Origin of the sequence: Bacillus sp. RCC_6_1, from assembly GCF_041360755.1 — a bacterium.
Classification (GTDB): domain Bacteria; phylum Bacillota; class Bacilli; order Bacillales; family Bacillaceae_G; genus Bacillus_A; species Bacillus_A cereus.
The window spans coordinates 15,476-34,064 of sequence record NZ_JBFUPV010000010.1; the positions used below are offsets into that span (position 1 = coordinate 15,476).

Sequence of the window (18,589 nt, forward strand, 5' to 3'; positions counted from 1 at the left end):
AAACAATTTTTGGCATTTAAATACTGGTAAATATTAAAGCCTATCTTATTTTTTCGCAATGGATATAATTGTTAATTAAAGGCTGGTACTATGATATAAAACGGGGGCAATAGAAATCAATTCAATAACCACTCAACCTTCAATAAGAGTAGTTTTGAAAGATTTCTATGAGAATTTAATATAAATGGGTATTTGTAATATCCTATTATTTAAGAATCAATTTACTATATGTATATAATTATCTGACAGCATCTTAATCACCTTATTGAAGGATTAGAGGCCGTCTAAATAAAACTGGATAATAAATTAACATCATACCTACAAATGAGCAAACCAAATAAAAAATAGCCTCGTATTTTATTACTAGAGAAATATTATTATCAATCTTTTTTTCATCTCTTTTATATAACATTTTGAATAATACTCTATATAATAAATACCCAATAATTGCTCCCAGGGTGTTCATAGATAAATCATCAATATCTGTAATTCTATTATCTAGCAATTGACCTAACTCAATAGCCAATGAAAAACCGAATCCAGCATAGGCAGTACTTTTCACTCTTCTAAACTGCGGCCAAATAGCCGGCAATAAAAAACCTAATGGCATAAACAGTAAAATGTTTAAGACATAAGTAGTCATACCTTCAGAAGCAAATGGAATCAAGTTAATTTGATTTGCACGAATTAATGTTTCGTATCTACCTATGTCCCATATAGTCCCTATCTGCGTCACCTTATACACTAGTGAAAGGTAGAATAGAAAAACATACACCCATAGAAAATGCTGAATAGATATATTTTTTTTCGTTTTAAAATAAAATCCAATTTGAAACATTATACAAAAAATAATAGTAAAAAAATAAGTATATAAATAATTAATCAAAACTCCTGAATGCATTTAAAATCTCCTAACTTTACATTGTAATCTATAACTTTGTCATTTTAGAATATAATTCAAGAACGGGTGGTCATAATTACCCCACCCATATCTTTTACAGGTATTTCAACATCAATTGTCTTGCTTTGAAAAAAGGGATAATATGACATCGTATATTTTTCCCCCTCAATACTTGCTGAAATGCTCTCTTCTTCTTTTAAATAATCCAGGTATTCCTCCAAGGCTAAATTCATTTTTTGCATAATCGTACTGTGAGGCAAACCGACATAGCGAATATGCCAAGGTTCAGATTGAATACCTGTAACATCCGTTTTATCCGAGGGATAGCGTAAGATAAAGCCGTATTTCCAAGCATTTTTTTCTATCCACTTCCCTTCAGGTGCTCGGTCCATTTGCGTTAAGCCTGATCCTACATCAAGTGATAAACCTGAATTATGTTCACTATAACCTGCTGGTAAGGCATAATCAGCCTCCATCTCATGGTAAAGTCCACTTGGCGCATAGGATATTTACTGTTAATTAAGAGCAGATTCCCTTGATAGATGTGTTCTTTTACAATCTCTTTCTTTTGAATAATTGAGGTAGTCCCTGTATTATCTATGTTATCTTTGTGATTTTGATCATATTTTTGAACCTCTACTTTATTCTGAAAAAACAGTGCTTTATTCATGAAAGCAAAACCTAAGAAAAATAACAATAAAAAAACACCACTTCTTCATTTTCAGCTTCCTCCTTAGGTAAATGACTTGATGATAATGTCACGCTGATTCAAACGCTGAAGATTTCGGATATGAAACTCTTAACGATTACTTTCTGTAAAGCGATGCTATATCTAGATGTGTATACTCTGTTCAGTGGTGTGCAGGAACATCCAAAACAGTAGATTGCTCATTTGGCACAATTCGCTAAAAAGAAAAGAAATATTTGTGTCACTCTTTTTCTAAACATTTGAGCTATTTTAATCCACGCATAAGTTATCATATCTTTCTTTGACGAAATAAAAAAAGCTCGTTCTTATGGTTTAAGTCTACCGCATAAGAACGAACCATTTTTTAATATTAAATTGTTAATTTCCTAAGAAAAAGTAGAGATAACTTTAAGAATTTCTTAAGAAATAATGATTATTTTCTAAGAATCCCCTTTATCAACCGAGTCTTGGAAGACTGGAAGTTCTACCGTGAAAGTCGTAGAGTTATCATTACTTTCCGCGTAAATCTGTCCGCCATGCTGAACAATGATTTCTTTTGCAATCGCCAATCCAAGTCCCACGCCGCCCGTATCAGAAGAACGGGCATCATCCAATCTGTAAAACTTTTCAAATATGGTAGCGAGTTTATCTTTCGGGATGTTTCCGGCGTTCTCAAAAACGATGGATACCACATCATCGGAGAGTTCCGCCGTAATGTCAATTACACTGTCGTTCTCGCTGTATGCAGCGGCGTTTTTCAAAATATTGTTAAAGACCCTCGCTAGCTTATCAGGGTCACCAAATACGGTCAAATCTTCAGAAGCATGGAGTACCACCTGTTTCCCCTTCGCAGCAAGCTGGGGATAAAATTCATCAGTCATTTGCACCAGCATATAGTATAGGTCTATGTGCTTTTTCGTGAGCGTAATCGTTTGAAGGTTATATCGCGTAATCTCAAAAAACTCGTCGATTAGCTGTTCCAGGCGATACGCTTTGTCTAACGTGATATGCACGTACTTTGCCTTTTGCTCTCTTGGCATGTCTGGTGCCTCGTCAAGCAGGATCAGATAACCGATAACTGATGTAAGAGGCGTTTTAATATCATGTGCCAAGTACATAACAACTTCATTTTTCCTTTGTTCGGCCACCTTTGCATCATGCTCTCGCTTTTCAAGGGTTCGCTTTAATGTGTTGAGCTTCTGTTCCATGAACTCCATTTCCGCAGAAAGCTCAATTTGTTTATCTTCGTTCTGAATAAGTATATCAATACCGGTATTTATCTCTTCAAAGTATTTTACAAATTTTAAAAGCATAACTCGGCATAGAATAAGAATACTAATGGCAACCGCCACATAAATAAAAATTTCTATATTGTTCCGTATAGTATACTGATATATTATCATTGCGTCCCAACGCTCTAAATGATAACTGTTTTCCAAAAAACGTACGATCCACTCCCCCAGTGTCCCTTGGATAAATAGACGCACAAACAGCACAAATACAACTGCTGCCATGACAATCGTAAGGATATATTGGTAGAGTTTTCGTTTTAATTTTGAATAATCGATTTTTTTATTCTTATTTTTATTCTTATTTTTATTCTTATTTTTATTTTTCAATTTTATAGCCGATCCCCCATACCGTTTTTATATACTTCGGATTATCAACCGTGTCGTTCATCTTTTCTCGCAGATGTCGGATATGCACGGTGATAGTGTTATTGCTCTTGCTGAAATATTCGTCACCCCATATCTCATGAAACAGCTGCTCAGAGCTAACCACATTCCCCTTGTTTTCACAGAGGATACGCAGGATTGAAAACTCAGTGGGAGTGAGAGATAACGGCTTCTCGTTCAGAGAACACTCATGCGTGCTTATATTAATGACAAGACCAGAGTGAACGATAACATTCTCGTTCTGTGCCGTTACTCCATTGTATTTTTTATATCGGCGTAACTGCGCCTTGACTCGCGCAATTAACTCTAGTGGACGAAAGGGTTTTGTAATATAATCGTCCGCACCAATTGTTAGCCCTGTAATTTTATCTACTTCCGTATCTTTCGCTGTCAACATGATAATTGGATAGGTGTGCTTGTCCCTTATTTTTTGACAGATAGTGAGACCACTTACGTCGGGAAGCATGATATCCAATATTGCAAGGTCAAGCACATTCTTATCTATACATTCCAGTGCTTCTTTGGCGGTATAGTATTTGAAAACCGTATAATTCTCGTTTTTCAAATATAGCTCAACCAAATCTGCAATTTCGCGTTCATCTTCCAAAATAAGTACTTTATCACTCATGGTTACCAATCCTCCTCTATGGATGTGCTTTTTTTCAATCGGAATCTTTTCTGAATAACGAGCCTATCATACCTATTACACCAAGTAAAGTCATATTGCTGTATACAGACACAGTCGGTTACACAAAATAGATTTTCGGATTTACTCATTTATTAGGATTTAATTTTACGCCAAGAATAAGAGATCCATCGGACTCAAAATTATTTACAATAGATAAAGCAAATGATTATCCAAAACTAAAAGAAGGTCCCGTCCTCTCCATATGAACCTAACAAAACAAAGTCCCTTCCTAAAATGAAAAAATATGCTAATCTTTCTGTAGAATTATAGGAAAGGATGGAGTTTTATTATGGATTTTCCGATTCTTGAAGAACTTCAACTAATTGCTGAAGAATTACAACGACATATGTGTTCCTATGTTCTAGAGCACTTAGCTAAAGAAATGGGATTTGTTCATCGAAAGAGTAAATATCAAGCAAAGGAATTAGTTGCTTTATATGTAAGGCTTGGCCTACAGGTTGTAAGTACATCACTCACACAATTATGTAGCTGTCTTGAAGTATCTACAGTTGTTCTTATCAGCCATGAAGGGCTTAACCAACGATTTAATGCTTCCGCAGTACAAGTTTCTTGAACAAGTTCTAGCTAACCTTCTAACTCAAAGAATTCATTCAACACAAGAAATAATTTATCAATACACCACGACCTTTAAGCACATTCGGATTCTAGAGTCTAAAGTCTACAACATTTCAGTTTCCAGATAAGTTTTCTTTACATTATCAAGGCGCGGGGGGAAGTATCCATACAGCAGGAGTTAAAATTCAATTAGAGTATGACTTATTGAGTGGGAATTTCCTGCACGTTTATGTAGGAGAAGGAAGAGAAAATGATAAAACCTTTGGTTCAACAAGCCTACAAACCATTCGAACAAAAGACTTGTATATTAGAGATTTAGGCTATTTTGAATTACATGAATTACATGATTTACAGAATATCTGAAAGACACTCGTATACGAGTGTCTTTTCTTTATGCAAAAAAATATTTTCAAACAAAAAAACCTTTATAAAAGAACACAAGTTCGTATATAATAAGAACAAACGTTCTTTTTTTATTTAAGGAGGAATAACAGTGTATGACTATTCTATCTTACCGAATAGAATCATCTTATGTGTGGATTTACGAAGCTTTTACGCTTCAGTAAGTTGCATCAAAATGGGGTTAGATCCTATGTATACAAAATTGGCAGTAGTCGGTGATGTAAATAGAAACGGTTCAATTGTTCTAGCTGCCACTTCACCATTAAAAGCATTAGGTGTAAAAAGGATGGCCAGATTATACGAGATTCCTCGCAGAAAAGACATTCTTGTTGTCAATCCAATTATGGGTACTTACATAAATTGCTCCAATTACATAACAAAGCTAGCTTTACAGTACGTTCCTATTGAGGATTTTCACCAATATTCCATCGACGAGTTCTTCATGGATATTACGGATAGTATTCATTTATTTGCTAACGATCCCTATGAATTCGCATTGAAATTTAAAAATGAAATATATGCGAAAACACGGATCGAATGCACAATAGGAATTGGCCCTAACCCTTTAATGAGCAAAGTAGCTTTAGATATTGAAGCAAAGAAGAATCAAAACGGCATCGCTTATTGGAAATATGAAGATGTCCCAACAAAATTATGGAGCATACGACCGCTCAATAAATTTTGGGGCATTTCGTACAAAACGGAAGAAAAGTTGAATCGAAAAGGAATACATTCTATAGGAGACTTAGCCAATTACCCTCTTAAATACTTAAAACAGAGCTTCGGTAAGATTGGAGAAGAATTACACTTACATAGCTACGGAATTGACTTTAGTCGCATTTCAGAAAAATATGTTCCTGCCACAACTTCTGTTGGGAAAAGCCAAATACTCATGCGCGATTACACAATAGGAGAATTTTCAATTGTTCTACTGGAACATATTGAAGAAGTTTGTTATCGGCTTAGAAGACAAAATAAGCTTGCTCAAACCGTTCATTTTTCAGTCGGTTATAGCAAGACTTATAACGGTGGTATTAGAAAAACACATACTTTAAGTCGTCCAACTAACCTAACAATGGATATTTATAAGATCTGTACATACTTTTTACATCAGCAATATACTGGAGAACCCATTCGCAGCATAAACATATCCTTAACAAACCTTCTTCAAGAAGGAGAAGAACAAATTTCTCTTTTTGATAACATAACGCAGCGGGAACAAGAAGTAAAATTAACAAAAGTAATGGATGAAATACGCACAAAGTTTGGGAAGAACAGTATATTGCGGGGAATTTCCTACACGCATAGCGCCACAGCTAGATACAGAAATACACTAATTGGGGGACACAAATCATGAATAACGCTAATATGCCAAAAGGAAGAAAAATGGTCAAGTGGACTCCGTTCGCTGCATTAACATCTCAATTTGATGGGATACGTGAAATGATTAAGGAACAAAACAAAGTAACCCGTCCGATCTTAACAACTGAGGAAAAAGAACGAATTGAAAACATGTTATTATGTTCCTTAGTATCTGAAGAAGAAATAATGATTACATATTATGAGGATGGTTATTTACTCACTAGTTATATGACCGTTGTTGATATTGATCCTTCAAATAGCGCTGTTATATGTACGGATGCTTTTTATAATAAGATGAAACTGCAATTTTCTAATATAATAGATGTTAAATGAAGTGAATTGATGTAATCACGTTTGGATTATTAAAAAGGAGTGTAAAAATGCAAGGAAATCAGTTAAGAAAGAACGCCGCAGGAGCAATTATTCATAATAATATTAATAGATATCCCATTCTAAATATACCTATGATTATTAATAAGAAAGATGGGATCATTTATGAGGTGTTAAACGCTGGTTTTCAAGCTAATGATGCAGTAGCAATGATAACAACGGATGGTTTTGCTACAACCAGGGTAAATGCACCGATCGTAACAGCAAAAAACAATGATGGTAGCCTTCAAATATACCGCTTACCGTTAGAACTTGAATATTGGGTGATTTCTTGTATGCATGCTGCTTCAGAAGGAAAAAATCCATTCCCCTGTAAAGTCGCTTTTGGAATTATAGACACAAAATTTTTTGCGGAATTCAAATGAAAAGGTCTGTTTATTCAGCAGACCTCTCATCAATTATAGCTATATACCTTTTTGTTTGTATTCGATGTTATTAACGAAACTTAGGGAAGGTATATACGGTGCCCGTAGAATTGTAATGTCTTGATTTAACAGAGATACATATTGATTAATCAAAGTCATGCATTTGCATGGCTTTTTTGTTATTGATTCTGGTTTTACATTGTAGGCGTACGGAAACGATTCGAGGTATGAGGGGGCCACTATGAAAGAAAACCTAATTGATACAATAAAAACCGTAGAAATTAAATATTTCCACGGTTTTTATTTTTACCTAAGATCCTTTTAATTATTTTACAACAATATAGAACTTACCTGGCATTTCATTTTGTGCATCTTGAAATATTTTTAAAATTAAATCCGCATAAGGTCCTAACATTTTTTGAGTACTCTCGAAAAATTCCCATTCTATTGTTATAGGAAGACCTTTGAACTACCCCCACTTTCACTTCGTTTAGAAGTGAGGGATTCCTAAGTAAAGAGTTCTATCGAACTCTAATTGATTAGGCTAACCCCGCAGTCCTTGCGGTTAGAAGCTTTATCGCTTCATTCTTTAGATTGATACTTGCGTTAATATCCCTATCATGGTGTGTACAACAAGAAGGACAGTCCCATTCACGTAGGTTTAGATTTTTAACGTCTTTATTTTGATATCCACAACAAGAACATAATTGGCTAGAAGCAAATGTTTTCGATACGACAATGACTTGTTTGCCATACCATTTTGCTTTGTATTCCAACATGGATCGAAATTGTGACCAAGATACCTCACTAATTACTTTTGCTAACTTATGATTCTTTAACATATTGGATACTTGCAAATCCTCTATACCGATAACATCGTGGTTTTTGATGATTTCAGTTGAAATTTTGTCCAAGTAATCTTTTCTAGTATTTGATATGTATTCATGAATTCTAGCTACCTTTACTCGTTGTTTATTCCAGCGAGAAGATCCTTTCATTCTTCTAGAAAGAACACGCTGTGCTTTCGCCAACTTATCTTCTAATGATCGGAAAAACTTCGGATTTTCATAGTGTGTTCCATCTGACAAAATAGCGAAATCTTTTAGTCCTACATCTATTCCAATATAAGAATGTGTTTTCGGAAGTTCTTGTACTTCTATTTCAACTAATAGTGACACAAAATATCTACCAGAAGGGTTCCGTCTAACTGTAGCATTTACAATACGCCCCTCTACTTCGCGACTTTTGGCAAATCGAACAAGGCCTAGTTTCGGCAACTTTATTTTGTTCCCTACAACGGCAATGTTTTCGTTTGTTTGTTTTGTGGTATAAGATTGTACGTTGTTCTTCTTAGATTTAAAGCGCGGTGCGCTGTTTTGTTTTTTAAAAAAGCGTGTATAAGCATCCGCAAGGTTGCGAATAGACGACTGAATCGCAATACTATCCACTTCTTTGAGCCAAACAAGCTCTTTCTTCATGGCAGGTAGTTTGGCAGAGCATGTACCATAGGTCAAGCCTTTTCCTGTCTCTTTGTATGCTTGATCCCATAAGGATAGGAAATGATTGAATACAAAGCGAGAACACCCAATCGTTTTATTGATTAAAATTGCTTGTGCCTGATTTGGATAGATACGAAACTTATAGGCTTTATTCATCATTATTTGATTCACCTCCATTTCGGTATATGACTATTATATACCAAACGTACATTCGATAGGTAGTGAAGTAACACTTTCTGTATGTCGAACAATTAAGATGGCTTCCTGCCATCCCTTGTTCGAAGCCAATTCATCTCCCACCTACTCACTGGGCTGTGCCCCTTCACGCTCCTTGAGGAAGGAGTCTTCTTGGCTAAAATGATAAATCCAGTTAAACAGTCCCACAAAGCATCTGCATTTTCCTGAAGCTACCCCTATAGGGGTTCAGCCGAGATACGTGTAAAAATGGGTTGCAGATACAATATTTACCAAACGGTGGTTATTGAGGGCTTTTGTAGCATCACCCGAAGTCACTCTGGCTCCAGCATCGAAATAGGTTAGATTGCTAAAGGTACCTCTATTGTTTCTCGTAGACGAAGCATACACTTCTCAAACATGCCCTTGTTGCCAAAGAAGAAAGTGCGGACACGTAACTACGTTTGTGTGTGCGGCTACGAAGAACACTGGGACATTCACGGTGCCCGCAACATTTTGGTAAAAGAACTGTACGGAAAGATGTGTCATATCCCGGAAGAAACGAAGAGAAAGTATTTGTGGATTGCGTAAGCAAAAAGTAGTAGACGGTGTGGTCCCACCCTTCTGCATGTGCAGAAGTTGCTTAGTCAAATCAAGAAAAGGAGTCCCTGCATAGGTGCAGAGAGGAGATGGAAAATCCGCTTCTCATGGGACCTTGTCTTTGTTGATGCTAAGAAATCCCCACTTCAAGCGGAAGCGAGTAAGTGGGGGAGGTTCATAGTGAATTATTTTTGTACTTAAATTACTTAATCTCTAAAATCATTGCTAGATCGATTGCATAATTCGTGCGAGTTCTTTTTCTAAAGCAGCGGGCTCGTTTGCATAATTGTAAATCCCTAAAAACTTCTCTATAGCCTCTGGATGGGAACTGATTAGCTTGTTGACAGCATCCTGTTGTTCAGATATGCGTTCATTCTTCGAAATTTGGCATCCCATGTGAAACCGAACCATAAACTCATCTTCTATTGCCTTTTGATATTCTTCAGACATTTGATTTGATTGATCGGATTGTCCCTTATATTTTGATAGAATATTGGATAATATACGTGCTCCACATATAGCATCATGGATACCCTGCGCCATGCCAGGATCTTTAAAACAAACTGCATCTCCAACCAACGCCCATCCTTTTCCCATTCCTTTATACCAGTAATTATCATATCCGAGAATGCCTTTGACCGGTTCTACTAGTTCTGCATTTTTCAAGCGCGCCCCAATTGTTGTATTCGGAAAGTTATCTGTAAAGAAATTGCGTAGACAGCTTTCCGGATTTAATTTCAACCGTTCTATCAATTCCTTATTTTCTAATGGGAAAATGCCGACAATTACATATAAATCATCATTCGTCGGAAAGAGAATGGCTGTGTTATCTTTTATCTTGTATACTTCAAATTTAGGGACATTATCGTGGCGAAATCCAGAGAAATACCCGAAATAGATGCCGACTGTTGCCGGAATACTTATTTTGAGTTCACTTTTTACCAGCTTGCGAATAATAGAGGATCGGCCGTCTGCCCCGACTACCAGGCGAGCTAAAAATTCTTGTTTCTCGTTGTCGCCGTCTAAACCTCTCACGCCTATCACTGTTTCGTCATCACGGATGACATCCGTCACACGAAATCCTTCTAAAACAGTTACATTCATTTGGGATTTGGCTTGTTCAAGTAGAATATGATCGAGATAAGTTCTTCTAATACAATAACAACTTTCCTCTCCGTAAACCTCAGGGATGAGACCTTCTATCACGGTATCCTCAAATTGAAATTTAATATCCCGTACCGGCGGTGCTTTTGTTTCCAATAACTTGTCCAGGACACCGGTTTCTCGAAGAAGAGCGACAGTATTATTGAAAAAGGTATGGGTTGATAATGTGTCCCTTGGAAAATTCGCTCGGTCCACTAACAACACATGGAAACCTGCCTTAGCAAGATAAATTGCAAGGGTAGAGCCAGCACATCTTGCACCGGTAATGATGACATCATACGTCCTATTCATCGTATCACTCCATTTTCAAGTATAATTATTAACTTGCTTATCCATTAGTAGAGTTCTAAAGTTAATGCCCCTACGAGTTAAAGTAATGGGGAAAATTGATAAGAATGCACTACATACATAAAGTATGGAAGCTAAAACGAAATAAGTACAGAAAATTCTCACCTGCTATACAATTAAAAAGAATTTGTGGTAAAAATCGGAATGATAATTTAAGTATTAAACAAAGGTCCGTTTACTTGTCTCGTGAAGAGTTAATAGATGTATATTCACAAAAATGGTTGTTAAAACATCGACTCCAAACTCCTTGTATAAAGTTATGGAAATCAAGTCCATTTGCTATGTTAAATGCGCTATAATTTTTGGGTAGTCGTCCTTATCATATGTTGAATGAATTATATCCAAATCGTTTTAAAGAGTGGGAATTAAAAAAAAACGTCTACAGGATTCTGGACAAAAGAGAAGGGACTCCATTTAGCAGATGAGTTCAACATAAGATTCAATGTAGACTATTGATTATGTATCTTGTTTTTTATTAAATATCAAGGTACGTGAAATTTTAAATATCTTTACTAAAAAAGCCCCTTGAAAGGAGCACTTATTTTACAAGATACTTTTCTATTTCTTTTATTAATAGTTCTGCACCTTCTGGGCTTAATGTGATCTTACCATTTGCTAATGCTATGTTACGATTTGACACTTCTCCTGTTAATACACAAACAGCACCAGGCTGATACTTCTGTAAAATGATGTCTTCCCCTTCTACAAAAATCTCTAATGGTGATTTTTCTTTAATCCCAAGCGTATTTCTAAGTTCCTTTGGAATTACTATACGCCCTAATTCATCCACTTTTCTAGTTACTCCGGTTGCTTTCATCCAGCATATTTCCCCTTTTCATTATCAATTTGTAACCAAGTTATTCTTTACTATTGTAACAGGCTTTCACCATACACGAGAAACATAATGAATCAAAAACAGATAAATTGGAATCCAGAAAGATTCATTCTATTATGTTCATCCTCTAAATTCTCGTTCATTGACATATAATCTATCCTCCTTTTTTAAAATACCAATATATGTATTTTTACCTTTTTTTAATTAGTATTCAATTGAACTAGCTAGTACTTGTTTGTTACCTCATTGATTAGCTTAGATACAATTTTCAATCTATATCATAGAAATGGTTCTAAAACGACACTCCAGGTTATTTCAGTTGACTTTATGTTGTATCACATGTAAATAAAATCTCACTGATTCTCGTCGAATTAAGAAAAGAGAGATTATCATTATTTCAAAATCACAATAGGCGTTTTAATGAAACAGTTCTCTTAAAATTTCGGAGCAAAATAATTAGAATTGGTTACTCTTTTGTATTCAGCTCCTTTTCTTAGCAATGGGTTGCATAATGCATTGCTAATTAGGAGATAATCTAATTTATAGTAAAATATCTCTTAAAATTTATTTCATTATGTGTAATAAACATATAAAGGTGGTTGTTTGCCATTCATGACCAAACATCCGCTTATTTTAACTTAATTGGTATTCTGTATAATACATATAGAAAGAAGGAGAAACACTGTGCAGATTCGCTGTGGAACGTTTAACTTATACCAATTTGCTGAACCTCCTTTCAAATGGTATGAGCCTGGTAACAAATATTCAGATACTGAATGGTTGATGAAGAAAGAATGGATTAAAGAACAAATATTAAAAATGAAATGCGATGTTATTGGTTTTCAAGAAGTATTTAGCTCAGCTATTTTGAAAAGCTTAGTTGAGGAATTAGGATTTATTCATTTTGAAACAGTAGAAACCCCTGTCACAGATATAGATGATCCATCAGTATTTATAAAACCTGTAGTTGCAATAGCATCAAAATATCCAATAATATCAGTAAATCCTGTTAAAGTACCAGATTCCATTATGGAGGAAATACCTGTTAATGAAGATTTTAAATTCAGTCGTATTCCAATAAAGGCTACGATACATATTGATGGTTCTGGTGATATTATTTTTTATGTTTCGCATTTGAAATCCAAAAACCCAGCAGTTAGAGATTTACATTTAAATCCTAGTGATGCATTGGAAAATAAGATATTAGCAACTTTACGAGCAAGGTCGATAGGACATGTAATATCGTTACGACAACGTGGCGCAGAAGCGGCGGCATTATATCATGAGATATCCGAAACTCTACACACTCATAAAGAAGTTCCAGTTATCTTGCTTGGTGATCTAAACGATGATGAACATTCTATTCCCATAGAAGCATTAACTAATAGGGAAAAGCTTTTAAAAATCAACGGTGAATCAATTGAGGATGATAATAAACAAAAGATTGTATATAACTATAAACTTTACGATGCTTTTGACTTAGCTCCAAATCAAAGTGGACAAAAAAGATTGCCCACACATTATTATAAAAAAGTAGGAAACGTATTTGACTATATTTTTGTATCTAATGCACTTAATTGGAAAAACGAACAGCACGTTGGTCGAGTAAGCGCATATAAAGTACTCGACCATCATTTAAAATGTGATGATATTGAAAATAAAACACAATCTGATCATGCCCAAGTTGTTGCAACTATAGAATTCAAAGAAAATATAAAATAAAGAAAATGGGCCAAATTTTTCTTAAAGTAAGAATGAAAAGTAATACGTTTTATAAATGAGTTAAGGAATATGAATATACCTTACAAAAAAGTACCCATTCTTGAAAATGGGTACTTTTCTTATTCCCCCTTTTCGAGGGGGGGCAAAAACACATCAACAATTGGATACAACACAGAGAATCCCTTGTTGCTGTGTTTATAATTTTTTGTATACATTCTGGTACATGAAATTATATAAACTAAATTATTCCTTTCCTTTTAAAATTCTTATAGCATTCTATATGAATTTTATGGTATTATAGAGATAGAAAATTTGTTTCCATTGTTTATACTCTATTGTACGTAGCGTGAAGGACAAACCTTACGCCCAGTTAACTCGGGCGAGGTTTGTCCTTTTTTTTACTTTAAGGAGGAATTTACTATGAAAAAAGTCTACAAAATTGGAGCAGTTATCACAACTTTATGCGTTGCTTGTATTGCGATCTTTACTTTAACTAAGAATGAATCAGTCAATACAGAAACTATAATACCAGAAAAAACAATTGTATCTGCTGCAGATGTAAAAGGAGCACCTGAAAATATAAAAGATATTTCCAAAGAAGAAATAAAGCAAAAAATACAATCCCATGAAGAGTTCATTGCGTATTACTATCAACCAACCTGTCATTTTTGTAAAAAAGCTGCACCGGATATCAATCGTATGTCAAAAAAGCATGATAGAACCATTTATCGTATTGATATCTCTACACCAGAAAATCAAAGTGCCTTTCAAGAGTTCGACATTCCAGGTACTCCAGTTGTTGTAGCTTATAGCAGAGGTGAAGAAGTTGAACGTTTAGAAGGAGCTGTTTCAGCTGCTACCTATGATGGATTCTTTGCAAGACGTAATTCGAGCGCTAGCTAGTATAGTGCTCGTTTTTCTTTGTAAGAAAGGAGAATTAACATGCAACAAAACGTCCGGATTCATTCGTTAGACATAATAAGAGGTATCGCCATACTATGTATCCTATTTGCGAATCTACCCACTATGACGGGACTAGATCCCTTTAATCAGGCAGGTTACACCGGTACAGATAAAACGATTCGTTTTTTAGTAGATTTGTTTGTACAAGCAAAGTTCTACACTATTTTCGCATTCTTATTTGGAGTAGGATTTTATATCTTTATGAAAAATACAGAAGCAAAAGGATATCCTATGTATAAGCTATTTACCCGGAGACTATGTATTTTACTAGTCTTCGGTTTACTCCATTTCACCTTTCTATGGTATGGAGATATTCTACATGCGTATGCTATAGCTGGATTTATTCTATTGTTCTTTTATAAGCGATCTACTAAGCTTATTTTTATAGCTGGTTGTAGTTTCCTAACGGTTAGTTATGTATTACATATTATTGTATTTTTACGAGCAAGTTCTTCTATTACTGAAGTACCAAATTACTATCAATATATGTTTACAGGTAACACTACCAATCACATTGTAAATCTATTTATACATTATTCTCATCAAGTAAAAGCACGTCTTTTCTTTCTAATGACTCAGGAATTCCAGCAACTACTAATAGGAATTCCTGAATATATAGGCTTATTTTTAATAGGGTTATGGGCTGGTAAGAAAAATATTTTTAAAAGGGTACCGGAATTAATAAAGAAAATTAGATTTTTACAGTGGAGTTCGTTATGTATCTCATGCCTTCTCTCTTGTCCTATTCTCTACTACTTTATAAAAACAGATGTCTATTACTCTCAGGATGTACAACTATGGATTCTATTTGGAGGGAAAATGCTAGCTATATTCTATATTTGTACTCTACTGAGAGTTTGTGAGAATGAAAAATATATAGAATGCCTGCACCCCTTTATGAACGTTGGCCAGTATGCTTTAACGAATTACATCACTCAAAGCATAATTACGCTTGTCATTCTTTCGTGGTGCTTTAAAGATGTCTCACACGTATATTACTGGCAACTATGTATCTTTGGGCTTGTAATTATTTTTGTACAAATCATATTCAGCAAGATTTGGAGTAAATATTTCCGTTATGGTCCTATTGAGTGGGTATGGAGAAAAGGAGTTTACAAGAAATAGACTATTTTTTACCAGTTACATGCAATTAACTGAAAAAAATGTTAAAATATTATATGAAAGATTAAAGATATATTTGTAGTTGTAAAATGGTGTTATTAAAATTAAAGTGGTTCAAGTCAGAGAAAGGCACCTTGTGGTGTCTTTTCTTTATAAAACATATAATGCATTATTAATATAAAATGATTTTCATTAGAAAGGAAAGTAATATGGATTTCCAAATAAATATATCTAATCCATTCCAAGGAGTTCCTGAGATTGCAGGGATTATTTTAATGATTTTTATCGCGTTATGTGTTGGACTTGCGATTTTCTCAGACTGGATTCAAAGTATAATTCCTAATCAAACTAGACAATATATTCAACTGGTTTTTATGGTACTGCTATTTGCATTTATCGTTATAGCAATTAAAAACCCTGAATATATTACAGCATTATTTTAAGAGCACTTGTAAAGGTGCTCTTTCTTTATAAAAAAAATCCCTACACCATGTGCAGAGAACAAAAAATGTATTATAACTACATATATAAATTCTTTACCAATATAAATACGGAGAAGGAATCAGATAAACTCTAGGATGATAACCACCTGGCCCTGCAGGGGGCAAATAAGGATGAGCTGTTACTCCCCCAGGATTGTATGGCGCGCTAGGTTGAGTAGGATGAAAATGAGGATAAGGATAATGAGGATAAGGATAAGGATGAGATGGAACAGTATGAGCCGTTACACCTAATTGCCAATTACAAGTAGGAATCCCAGTAGGAGTATACCTAGCCATATGAACATGAGGATTACAAGAACTACCTGACTGATCAACTGTACCAATTTGTTGACCTACATATACCTGATCCTTTGGTTTAAGACCAGGAAGCGGAGTTACATGGACATATTGAGTAATAAATTTATCACTAAAACTTCTTATCGAAACTAAATTACCCTTATTACACTCGTTTTTACATCCACATGGTTCATTACCAGATGATAACACATTAATATACCCTGCTTCTGCAGCATATACTGGAGTGCCTATTTTAATATTCGGAACCTCCAAATCAAGTGCTCCAGGATGTGCAGCCCCACATCCTGTACTTTGTTTTATTTTTCCCAATAAAGGAACTCCTGGATAAGTATAAAATGGAGTATTAGCTAGTGAACATTCATTACAAATTTTAAAATCAATAACATCCTCCTGAGTTGTATATCCTGGCATAAATTATCACCTCACTAAATACAAAATTGATCAATTCCAATTTTGCTCTGTTATCTTAAGAGTATATTTAAAACTAACATATTTAGAGAATTGTCCATACATAATTAAGTAAACAACCTATAAAAGCCCAAATTACCAGGGGTCACCATATTAGTCGTATTATTTATTTTATTAATCATAGTTGGAGCTGCTTGCTTCTGCTAAAAAACTATTAGAAAAGGCACCCTTATATGGGAGCCTTTTCTTTATGTATATTATTTATTATCCGATTCATCAGTTTTATTATAAACACATTTGGCTTCTCCAAAAAGACCGCCAGTGTCCCATTCGCCACCATAATGAGCACATCCTAAAGGATTACGATCGTCTCGTATACTTGGATGTGTATTTGGTTCATAGCCATTATTTACAATACTACCAACAATAAATACCCCTCCGATTACAAATACCACAGCAACGATTAAGAGTGTTTTCCCATTAAGACCGGTAACAATGTCATTTACAACTTCTTTTGCTTCTTGCTGAGTTTCACCTTTTGAAAATAATGAAAGAATAATAGATATGATAAATATGAAAAATAGCACAATTATAAATATCATTACTTATGACTCCCTACTATATGTATACTATTAATTTCCTTATACGTTTTAAGCTAAGGTATCTGAAATCATAATGATAATAAATATATCCCCCCGATTAAAAGTGCCGCAGCAACAATTAATATTATTACTCCATCCGGACTATTAAGAATTTCTTTTATATGTTTTTTTGCTATTTGCTTTGTTTCTCCACTTGAAAAGAGATAAACAATGGAATGGAGAATTAGTAAGAAAAATGCTGTAATTTACTCTAACATGTTTTATGTACCTCCTAATATATATGTACCTTTAATTATCCAGTAATTTTCTTGCACCTTGTATCAGCCTGAGTAACCGGAATGCTTAGTTCAATAAAAGCCAAATGACAAAAATTACTCCTATAACTGCTAAAGTTCCAAAAAAACCTACCAACATTTTCCCCTCAGGACCATTAATAAGCTCTTTTAAAACTTCTTTTGCTATTCGCTGACCTTTACCACTTAAAACTATCGAAAGAATAAAGAATACTACCACTAATACAAATGAAGAAACTATTAACTCCATGACTTATGTACCTCCCTAATATATGTACGCTATTCATTAACCAATAATTGCCTTATACATTATATCAGCTAGGGTACACGGAAGTATAACAAATTATTTATATAGCTCATTTTATTAATTGATATATTAAAAAAAGACACCGAATAATTCCTTAGCGTACGCTAAGCAAATTTTCATAGAAAAAAAGCCGTTTCCTCTAAGTTTAGAGATAATCGGCTTTTTCTTTGTAAATCAAAACAATAAAATCATATGAAACCTATAAATATATATTATTACATAAAATATGATTCTGAGTATTCTATAATCAATTAATCCTCATCATACAAATTATCTACAGATTCTTGTAAAGAATCTAATAGATATTCGCTGAAGTTTTCATAAGTAATGGCATACAGTTCCTTTGAAAAACGACTCCAAAAGACAACAGGGCACTCGCCATCTTTCATTTGATTGGTATCTAAACATGTCACAGTACCATCGATATCATTTAAAACAATGTATTGTTCAGGAAGGTTATATGTTTCTCTATATAACTTGGTGTGGTAAACAACGGAAGAATCCTCAGCTGTTGTCTCACAACCATGGATATCCATACCATCCAGTCCGCCGCTACCATACTGTTTTAAAAACCAATGATAACTGTTTGGGAAATTAATGTTTAGCATTTGAGCTGCTTCTCGAATTGTATCTTCATTTACCCCTCCCATAAAATCGTCATCTTTTTCATATGTGGAAATGATTGAAATAATCTTGTCATTCAT

Annotated in this window: 19 protein-coding genes and 4 pseudogenes; 11 read left to right on the forward strand and 12 right to left on the reverse strand. The window is 34.5% G+C overall.

The annotated features are described in order from the left end of the window. Positions 1–262 precede the first annotated feature (262 nt). The 4 genes and pseudogenes from AB6801_RS22660 to vanR-A all read right to left on the reverse strand — a co-directional run bounded on the left by AB6801_RS22660 (position 263) and on the right by vanR-A (position 3,893). Positions 263–901 (reverse strand): VanZ family protein, encoded by a 639-nt coding sequence (locus AB6801_RS22660; protein ID WP_000555583.1) that lies wholly within the window; start codon positions 899–901, stop codon positions 263–265. 56 nt (positions 902–957) lie between these two features. Then, positions 958–1,571: pseudogene (locus AB6801_RS22665) on the reverse strand (M15 family metallopeptidase). 458 nt (positions 1,572–2,029) lie between these two features. Further along, positions 2,030–3,208, reverse strand: coding sequence for a vancomycin resistance histidine kinase VanS (gene vanS / locus AB6801_RS22670; protein ID WP_370941164.1), 1,179 nt, complete (start codon positions 3,206–3,208; stop codon positions 2,030–2,032). After that, positions 3,198–3,893 carry a vancomycin resistance response regulator transcription factor VanR-A gene (gene vanR-A, locus AB6801_RS22675; protein ID WP_070183588.1) on the reverse strand — a complete coding sequence of 232 codons (696 nt, stop codon included), beginning with the start codon at positions 3,891–3,893 and terminating at the stop codon, positions 3,198–3,200. Before vanR-A ends, vanS begins: the two co-directional genes overlap by 11 nt. A 131-nt stretch (positions 3,894–4,024) precedes the next feature. Here vanR-A and AB6801_RS22680 point away from each other — a divergent pair, with 131 nt between their 5' ends. The 5 genes and pseudogenes from AB6801_RS22680 to AB6801_RS22700 all read left to right on the forward strand — a co-directional run bounded on the left by AB6801_RS22680 (position 4,025) and on the right by AB6801_RS22700 (position 7,048). Then, positions 4,025–4,159: a Tn3 family transposase gene (locus AB6801_RS22680; RefSeq protein WP_119781447.1), complete on the forward strand. Its 135-nt coding sequence runs from the start codon at positions 4,025–4,027 to the stop codon at positions 4,157–4,159. A gap of 83 nt (positions 4,160–4,242) precedes the next feature. Then, positions 4,243–4,886, forward strand: a pseudogene (locus AB6801_RS22685) (IS4 family transposase); the annotation flags it as partial. 136 nt (positions 4,887–5,022) lie between these two features. Continuing rightward, positions 5,023–6,288, forward strand: a complete 1,266-nt coding sequence (locus AB6801_RS22690) for a Y-family DNA polymerase (RefSeq protein WP_000272587.1) — start codon at positions 5,023–5,025, stop codon at positions 6,286–6,288. After that, positions 6,285–6,626 (forward strand): YolD-like family protein, encoded by a 342-nt coding sequence (locus AB6801_RS22695; RefSeq protein ID WP_326049344.1) that lies wholly within the window; start codon positions 6,285–6,287, stop codon positions 6,624–6,626. The genes AB6801_RS22690 and AB6801_RS22695 overlap by 4 nt, the downstream gene beginning before the upstream one ends. Positions 6,627–6,673: 47 nt before the next feature. Beyond that, complete coding sequence (locus tag AB6801_RS22700) at positions 6,674–7,048, forward strand: hypothetical protein (RefSeq protein ID WP_001161905.1); 375 nt, start codon at positions 6,674–6,676, stop codon at positions 7,046–7,048. 325 nt (positions 7,049–7,373) lie between these two features. Here AB6801_RS22700 and AB6801_RS22705 read toward each other — a convergent pair. After that, positions 7,374–7,508: pseudogene (locus AB6801_RS22705) on the reverse strand (barstar family protein); the annotation flags it as partial. 79 nt (positions 7,509–7,587) lie between these two features. After that, positions 7,588–8,706 (reverse strand): IS200/IS605 family element RNA-guided endonuclease TnpB, encoded by a 1,119-nt coding sequence (gene tnpB / locus AB6801_RS22710; RefSeq protein ID WP_016078507.1) that lies wholly within the window; start codon positions 8,704–8,706, stop codon positions 7,588–7,590. Between the two features lie 400 nt (positions 8,707–9,106). On the opposite strand from tnpB, the gene AB6801_RS22715 reads away from it, so the two are divergent. Beyond that, positions 9,107–9,244, forward strand: coding sequence for a zinc ribbon domain-containing protein (locus AB6801_RS22715; RefSeq protein WP_198284614.1), 138 nt, complete (start codon positions 9,107–9,109; stop codon positions 9,242–9,244). A gap of 302 nt (positions 9,245–9,546) precedes the next feature. Here the strand turns inward: AB6801_RS22715 and AB6801_RS22720 are convergent, their stop codons facing one another. Both AB6801_RS22720 and AB6801_RS22725 read right to left on the reverse strand, forming a co-directional pair. Further along, a complete protein-coding gene (locus AB6801_RS22720) occupies positions 9,547–10,776 on the reverse strand; it encodes an NAD(P)/FAD-dependent oxidoreductase (RefSeq protein ID WP_044585206.1) in 1,230 nt (409 codons plus the stop codon). Between the two features lie 595 nt (positions 10,777–11,371). Beyond that, entirely contained in the window at positions 11,372–11,650 is a 279-nt protein-coding gene (locus AB6801_RS22725; protein ID WP_000648341.1) for an AbrB/MazE/SpoVT family DNA-binding domain-containing protein, read from the reverse strand. 702 nt (positions 11,651–12,352) lie between these two features. Here AB6801_RS22725 and AB6801_RS22730 point away from each other — a divergent pair. The 4 genes from AB6801_RS22730 (at position 12,353) to AB6801_RS22745 (ending at position 15,918) form a co-directional block, all read left to right on the forward strand. Beyond that, positions 12,353–13,390, forward strand: coding sequence for an endonuclease/exonuclease/phosphatase family protein (locus AB6801_RS22730; RefSeq protein WP_001167026.1), 1,038 nt, complete (start codon positions 12,353–12,355; stop codon positions 13,388–13,390). Between the two features lie 420 nt (positions 13,391–13,810). After that, entirely contained in the window at positions 13,811–14,293 is a 483-nt protein-coding gene (locus AB6801_RS22735; RefSeq protein WP_000758637.1) for a thioredoxin family protein, read from the forward strand. 39 nt (positions 14,294–14,332) lie between these two features. Then, complete coding sequence (locus AB6801_RS22740) at positions 14,333–15,478, forward strand: DUF418 domain-containing protein (RefSeq protein ID WP_370941165.1); 1,146 nt, start codon at positions 14,333–14,335, stop codon at positions 15,476–15,478. A 206-nt stretch (positions 15,479–15,684) separates the two neighbouring features. Next, complete coding sequence (locus AB6801_RS22745; protein WP_065845915.1) at positions 15,685–15,918, forward strand: hypothetical protein; 234 nt, start codon at positions 15,685–15,687, stop codon at positions 15,916–15,918. Between the two features lie 93 nt (positions 15,919–16,011). On the opposite strand, the gene AB6801_RS22750 is transcribed toward AB6801_RS22745, so the two are convergent. Then, positions 16,012–16,686 (reverse strand): M23 family metallopeptidase, encoded by a 675-nt coding sequence (locus AB6801_RS22750; protein WP_065845914.1) that lies wholly within the window; start codon positions 16,684–16,686, stop codon positions 16,012–16,014. 138 nt (positions 16,687–16,824) lie between these two features. On the opposite strand from AB6801_RS22750, the pseudogene AB6801_RS22755 reads away from it, so the two are divergent. Further along, positions 16,825–16,890: pseudogene (locus AB6801_RS22755) on the forward strand (YjcZ family sporulation protein); the annotation flags it as partial. 50 nt (positions 16,891–16,940) lie between these two features. Here AB6801_RS22755 and AB6801_RS22760 read toward each other — a convergent pair. The 3 genes from AB6801_RS22760 to AB6801_RS22770 all read right to left on the reverse strand — a co-directional run bounded on the left by AB6801_RS22760 (position 16,941) and on the right by AB6801_RS22770 (position 18,589). After that, positions 16,941–17,285 carry a hypothetical protein gene (locus AB6801_RS22760; protein WP_065845913.1) on the reverse strand — a complete coding sequence of 115 codons (345 nt, stop codon included), beginning with the start codon at positions 17,283–17,285 and terminating at the stop codon, positions 16,941–16,943. Between the two features lie 342 nt (positions 17,286–17,627). Further along, positions 17,628–17,828: a hypothetical protein gene (locus AB6801_RS22765; protein WP_000420484.1), complete on the reverse strand. Its 201-nt coding sequence runs from the start codon at positions 17,826–17,828 to the stop codon at positions 17,628–17,630. A 308-nt stretch (positions 17,829–18,136) separates the two neighbouring features. After that, positions 18,137–18,589, reverse strand: a complete 453-nt coding sequence (locus AB6801_RS22770; RefSeq protein ID WP_080478551.1) for an SMI1/KNR4 family protein — start codon at positions 18,587–18,589, stop codon at positions 18,137–18,139.

What these genes read in the sequence shown, in the direction of transcription:
- AB6801_RS22660 (WP_000555583.1), bottom strand. Translation starts at nt 901, where the DNA reads ATGCATTCAGGAGTTTTGATTAATTATTTATATACTTATTTTTTTACT.
- vanR-A (WP_070183588.1), bottom strand. Translation starts at nt 3,893, where the DNA reads ATGAGTGATAAAGTACTTATTTTGGAAGATGAACGCGAAATTGCAGAT.
- AB6801_RS22695 (WP_326049344.1), top strand. Translation starts at nt 6,285, where the DNA reads ATGAATAACGCTAATATGCCAAAAGGAAGAAAAATGGTCAAGTGGACT.
- AB6801_RS22700 (WP_001161905.1), top strand. Translation starts at nt 6,674, where the DNA reads ATGCAAGGAAATCAGTTAAGAAAGAACGCCGCAGGAGCAATTATTCAT.
- tnpB (WP_016078507.1), bottom strand. Translation starts at nt 8,706, where the DNA reads ATGATGAATAAAGCCTATAAGTTTCGTATCTATCCAAATCAGGCACAA.
- AB6801_RS22720 (WP_044585206.1), bottom strand. Translation starts at nt 10,776, where the DNA reads ATGAATAGGACGTATGATGTCATCATTACCGGTGCAAGATGTGCTGGC.
- AB6801_RS22725 (WP_000648341.1), bottom strand. Translation starts at nt 11,650, where the DNA reads ATGAAAGCAACCGGAGTAACTAGAAAAGTGGATGAATTAGGGCGTATA.
- AB6801_RS22735 (WP_000758637.1), top strand. Translation starts at nt 13,811, where the DNA reads ATGAAAAAAGTCTACAAAATTGGAGCAGTTATCACAACTTTATGCGTT.
- AB6801_RS22740 (WP_370941165.1), top strand. Translation starts at nt 14,333, where the DNA reads ATGCAACAAAACGTCCGGATTCATTCGTTAGACATAATAAGAGGTATC.
- AB6801_RS22745 (WP_065845915.1), top strand. Translation starts at nt 15,685, where the DNA reads ATGGATTTCCAAATAAATATATCTAATCCATTCCAAGGAGTTCCTGAG.
- AB6801_RS22750 (WP_065845914.1), bottom strand. Translation starts at nt 16,686, where the DNA reads ATGCCAGGATATACAACTCAGGAGGATGTTATTGATTTTAAAATTTGT.
- AB6801_RS22760 (WP_065845913.1), bottom strand. Translation starts at nt 17,285, where the DNA reads ATGATATTTATAATTGTGCTATTTTTCATATTTATCATATCTATTATT.
- AB6801_RS22765 (WP_000420484.1), bottom strand. Translation starts at nt 17,828, where the DNA reads ATGGAGTTAATAGTTTCTTCATTTGTATTAGTGGTAGTATTCTTTATT.
- AB6801_RS22770 (WP_080478551.1), bottom strand. Translation starts at nt 18,589, where the DNA reads ATGAATGACAAGATTATTTCAATCATTTCCACATATGAAAAAGATGAC.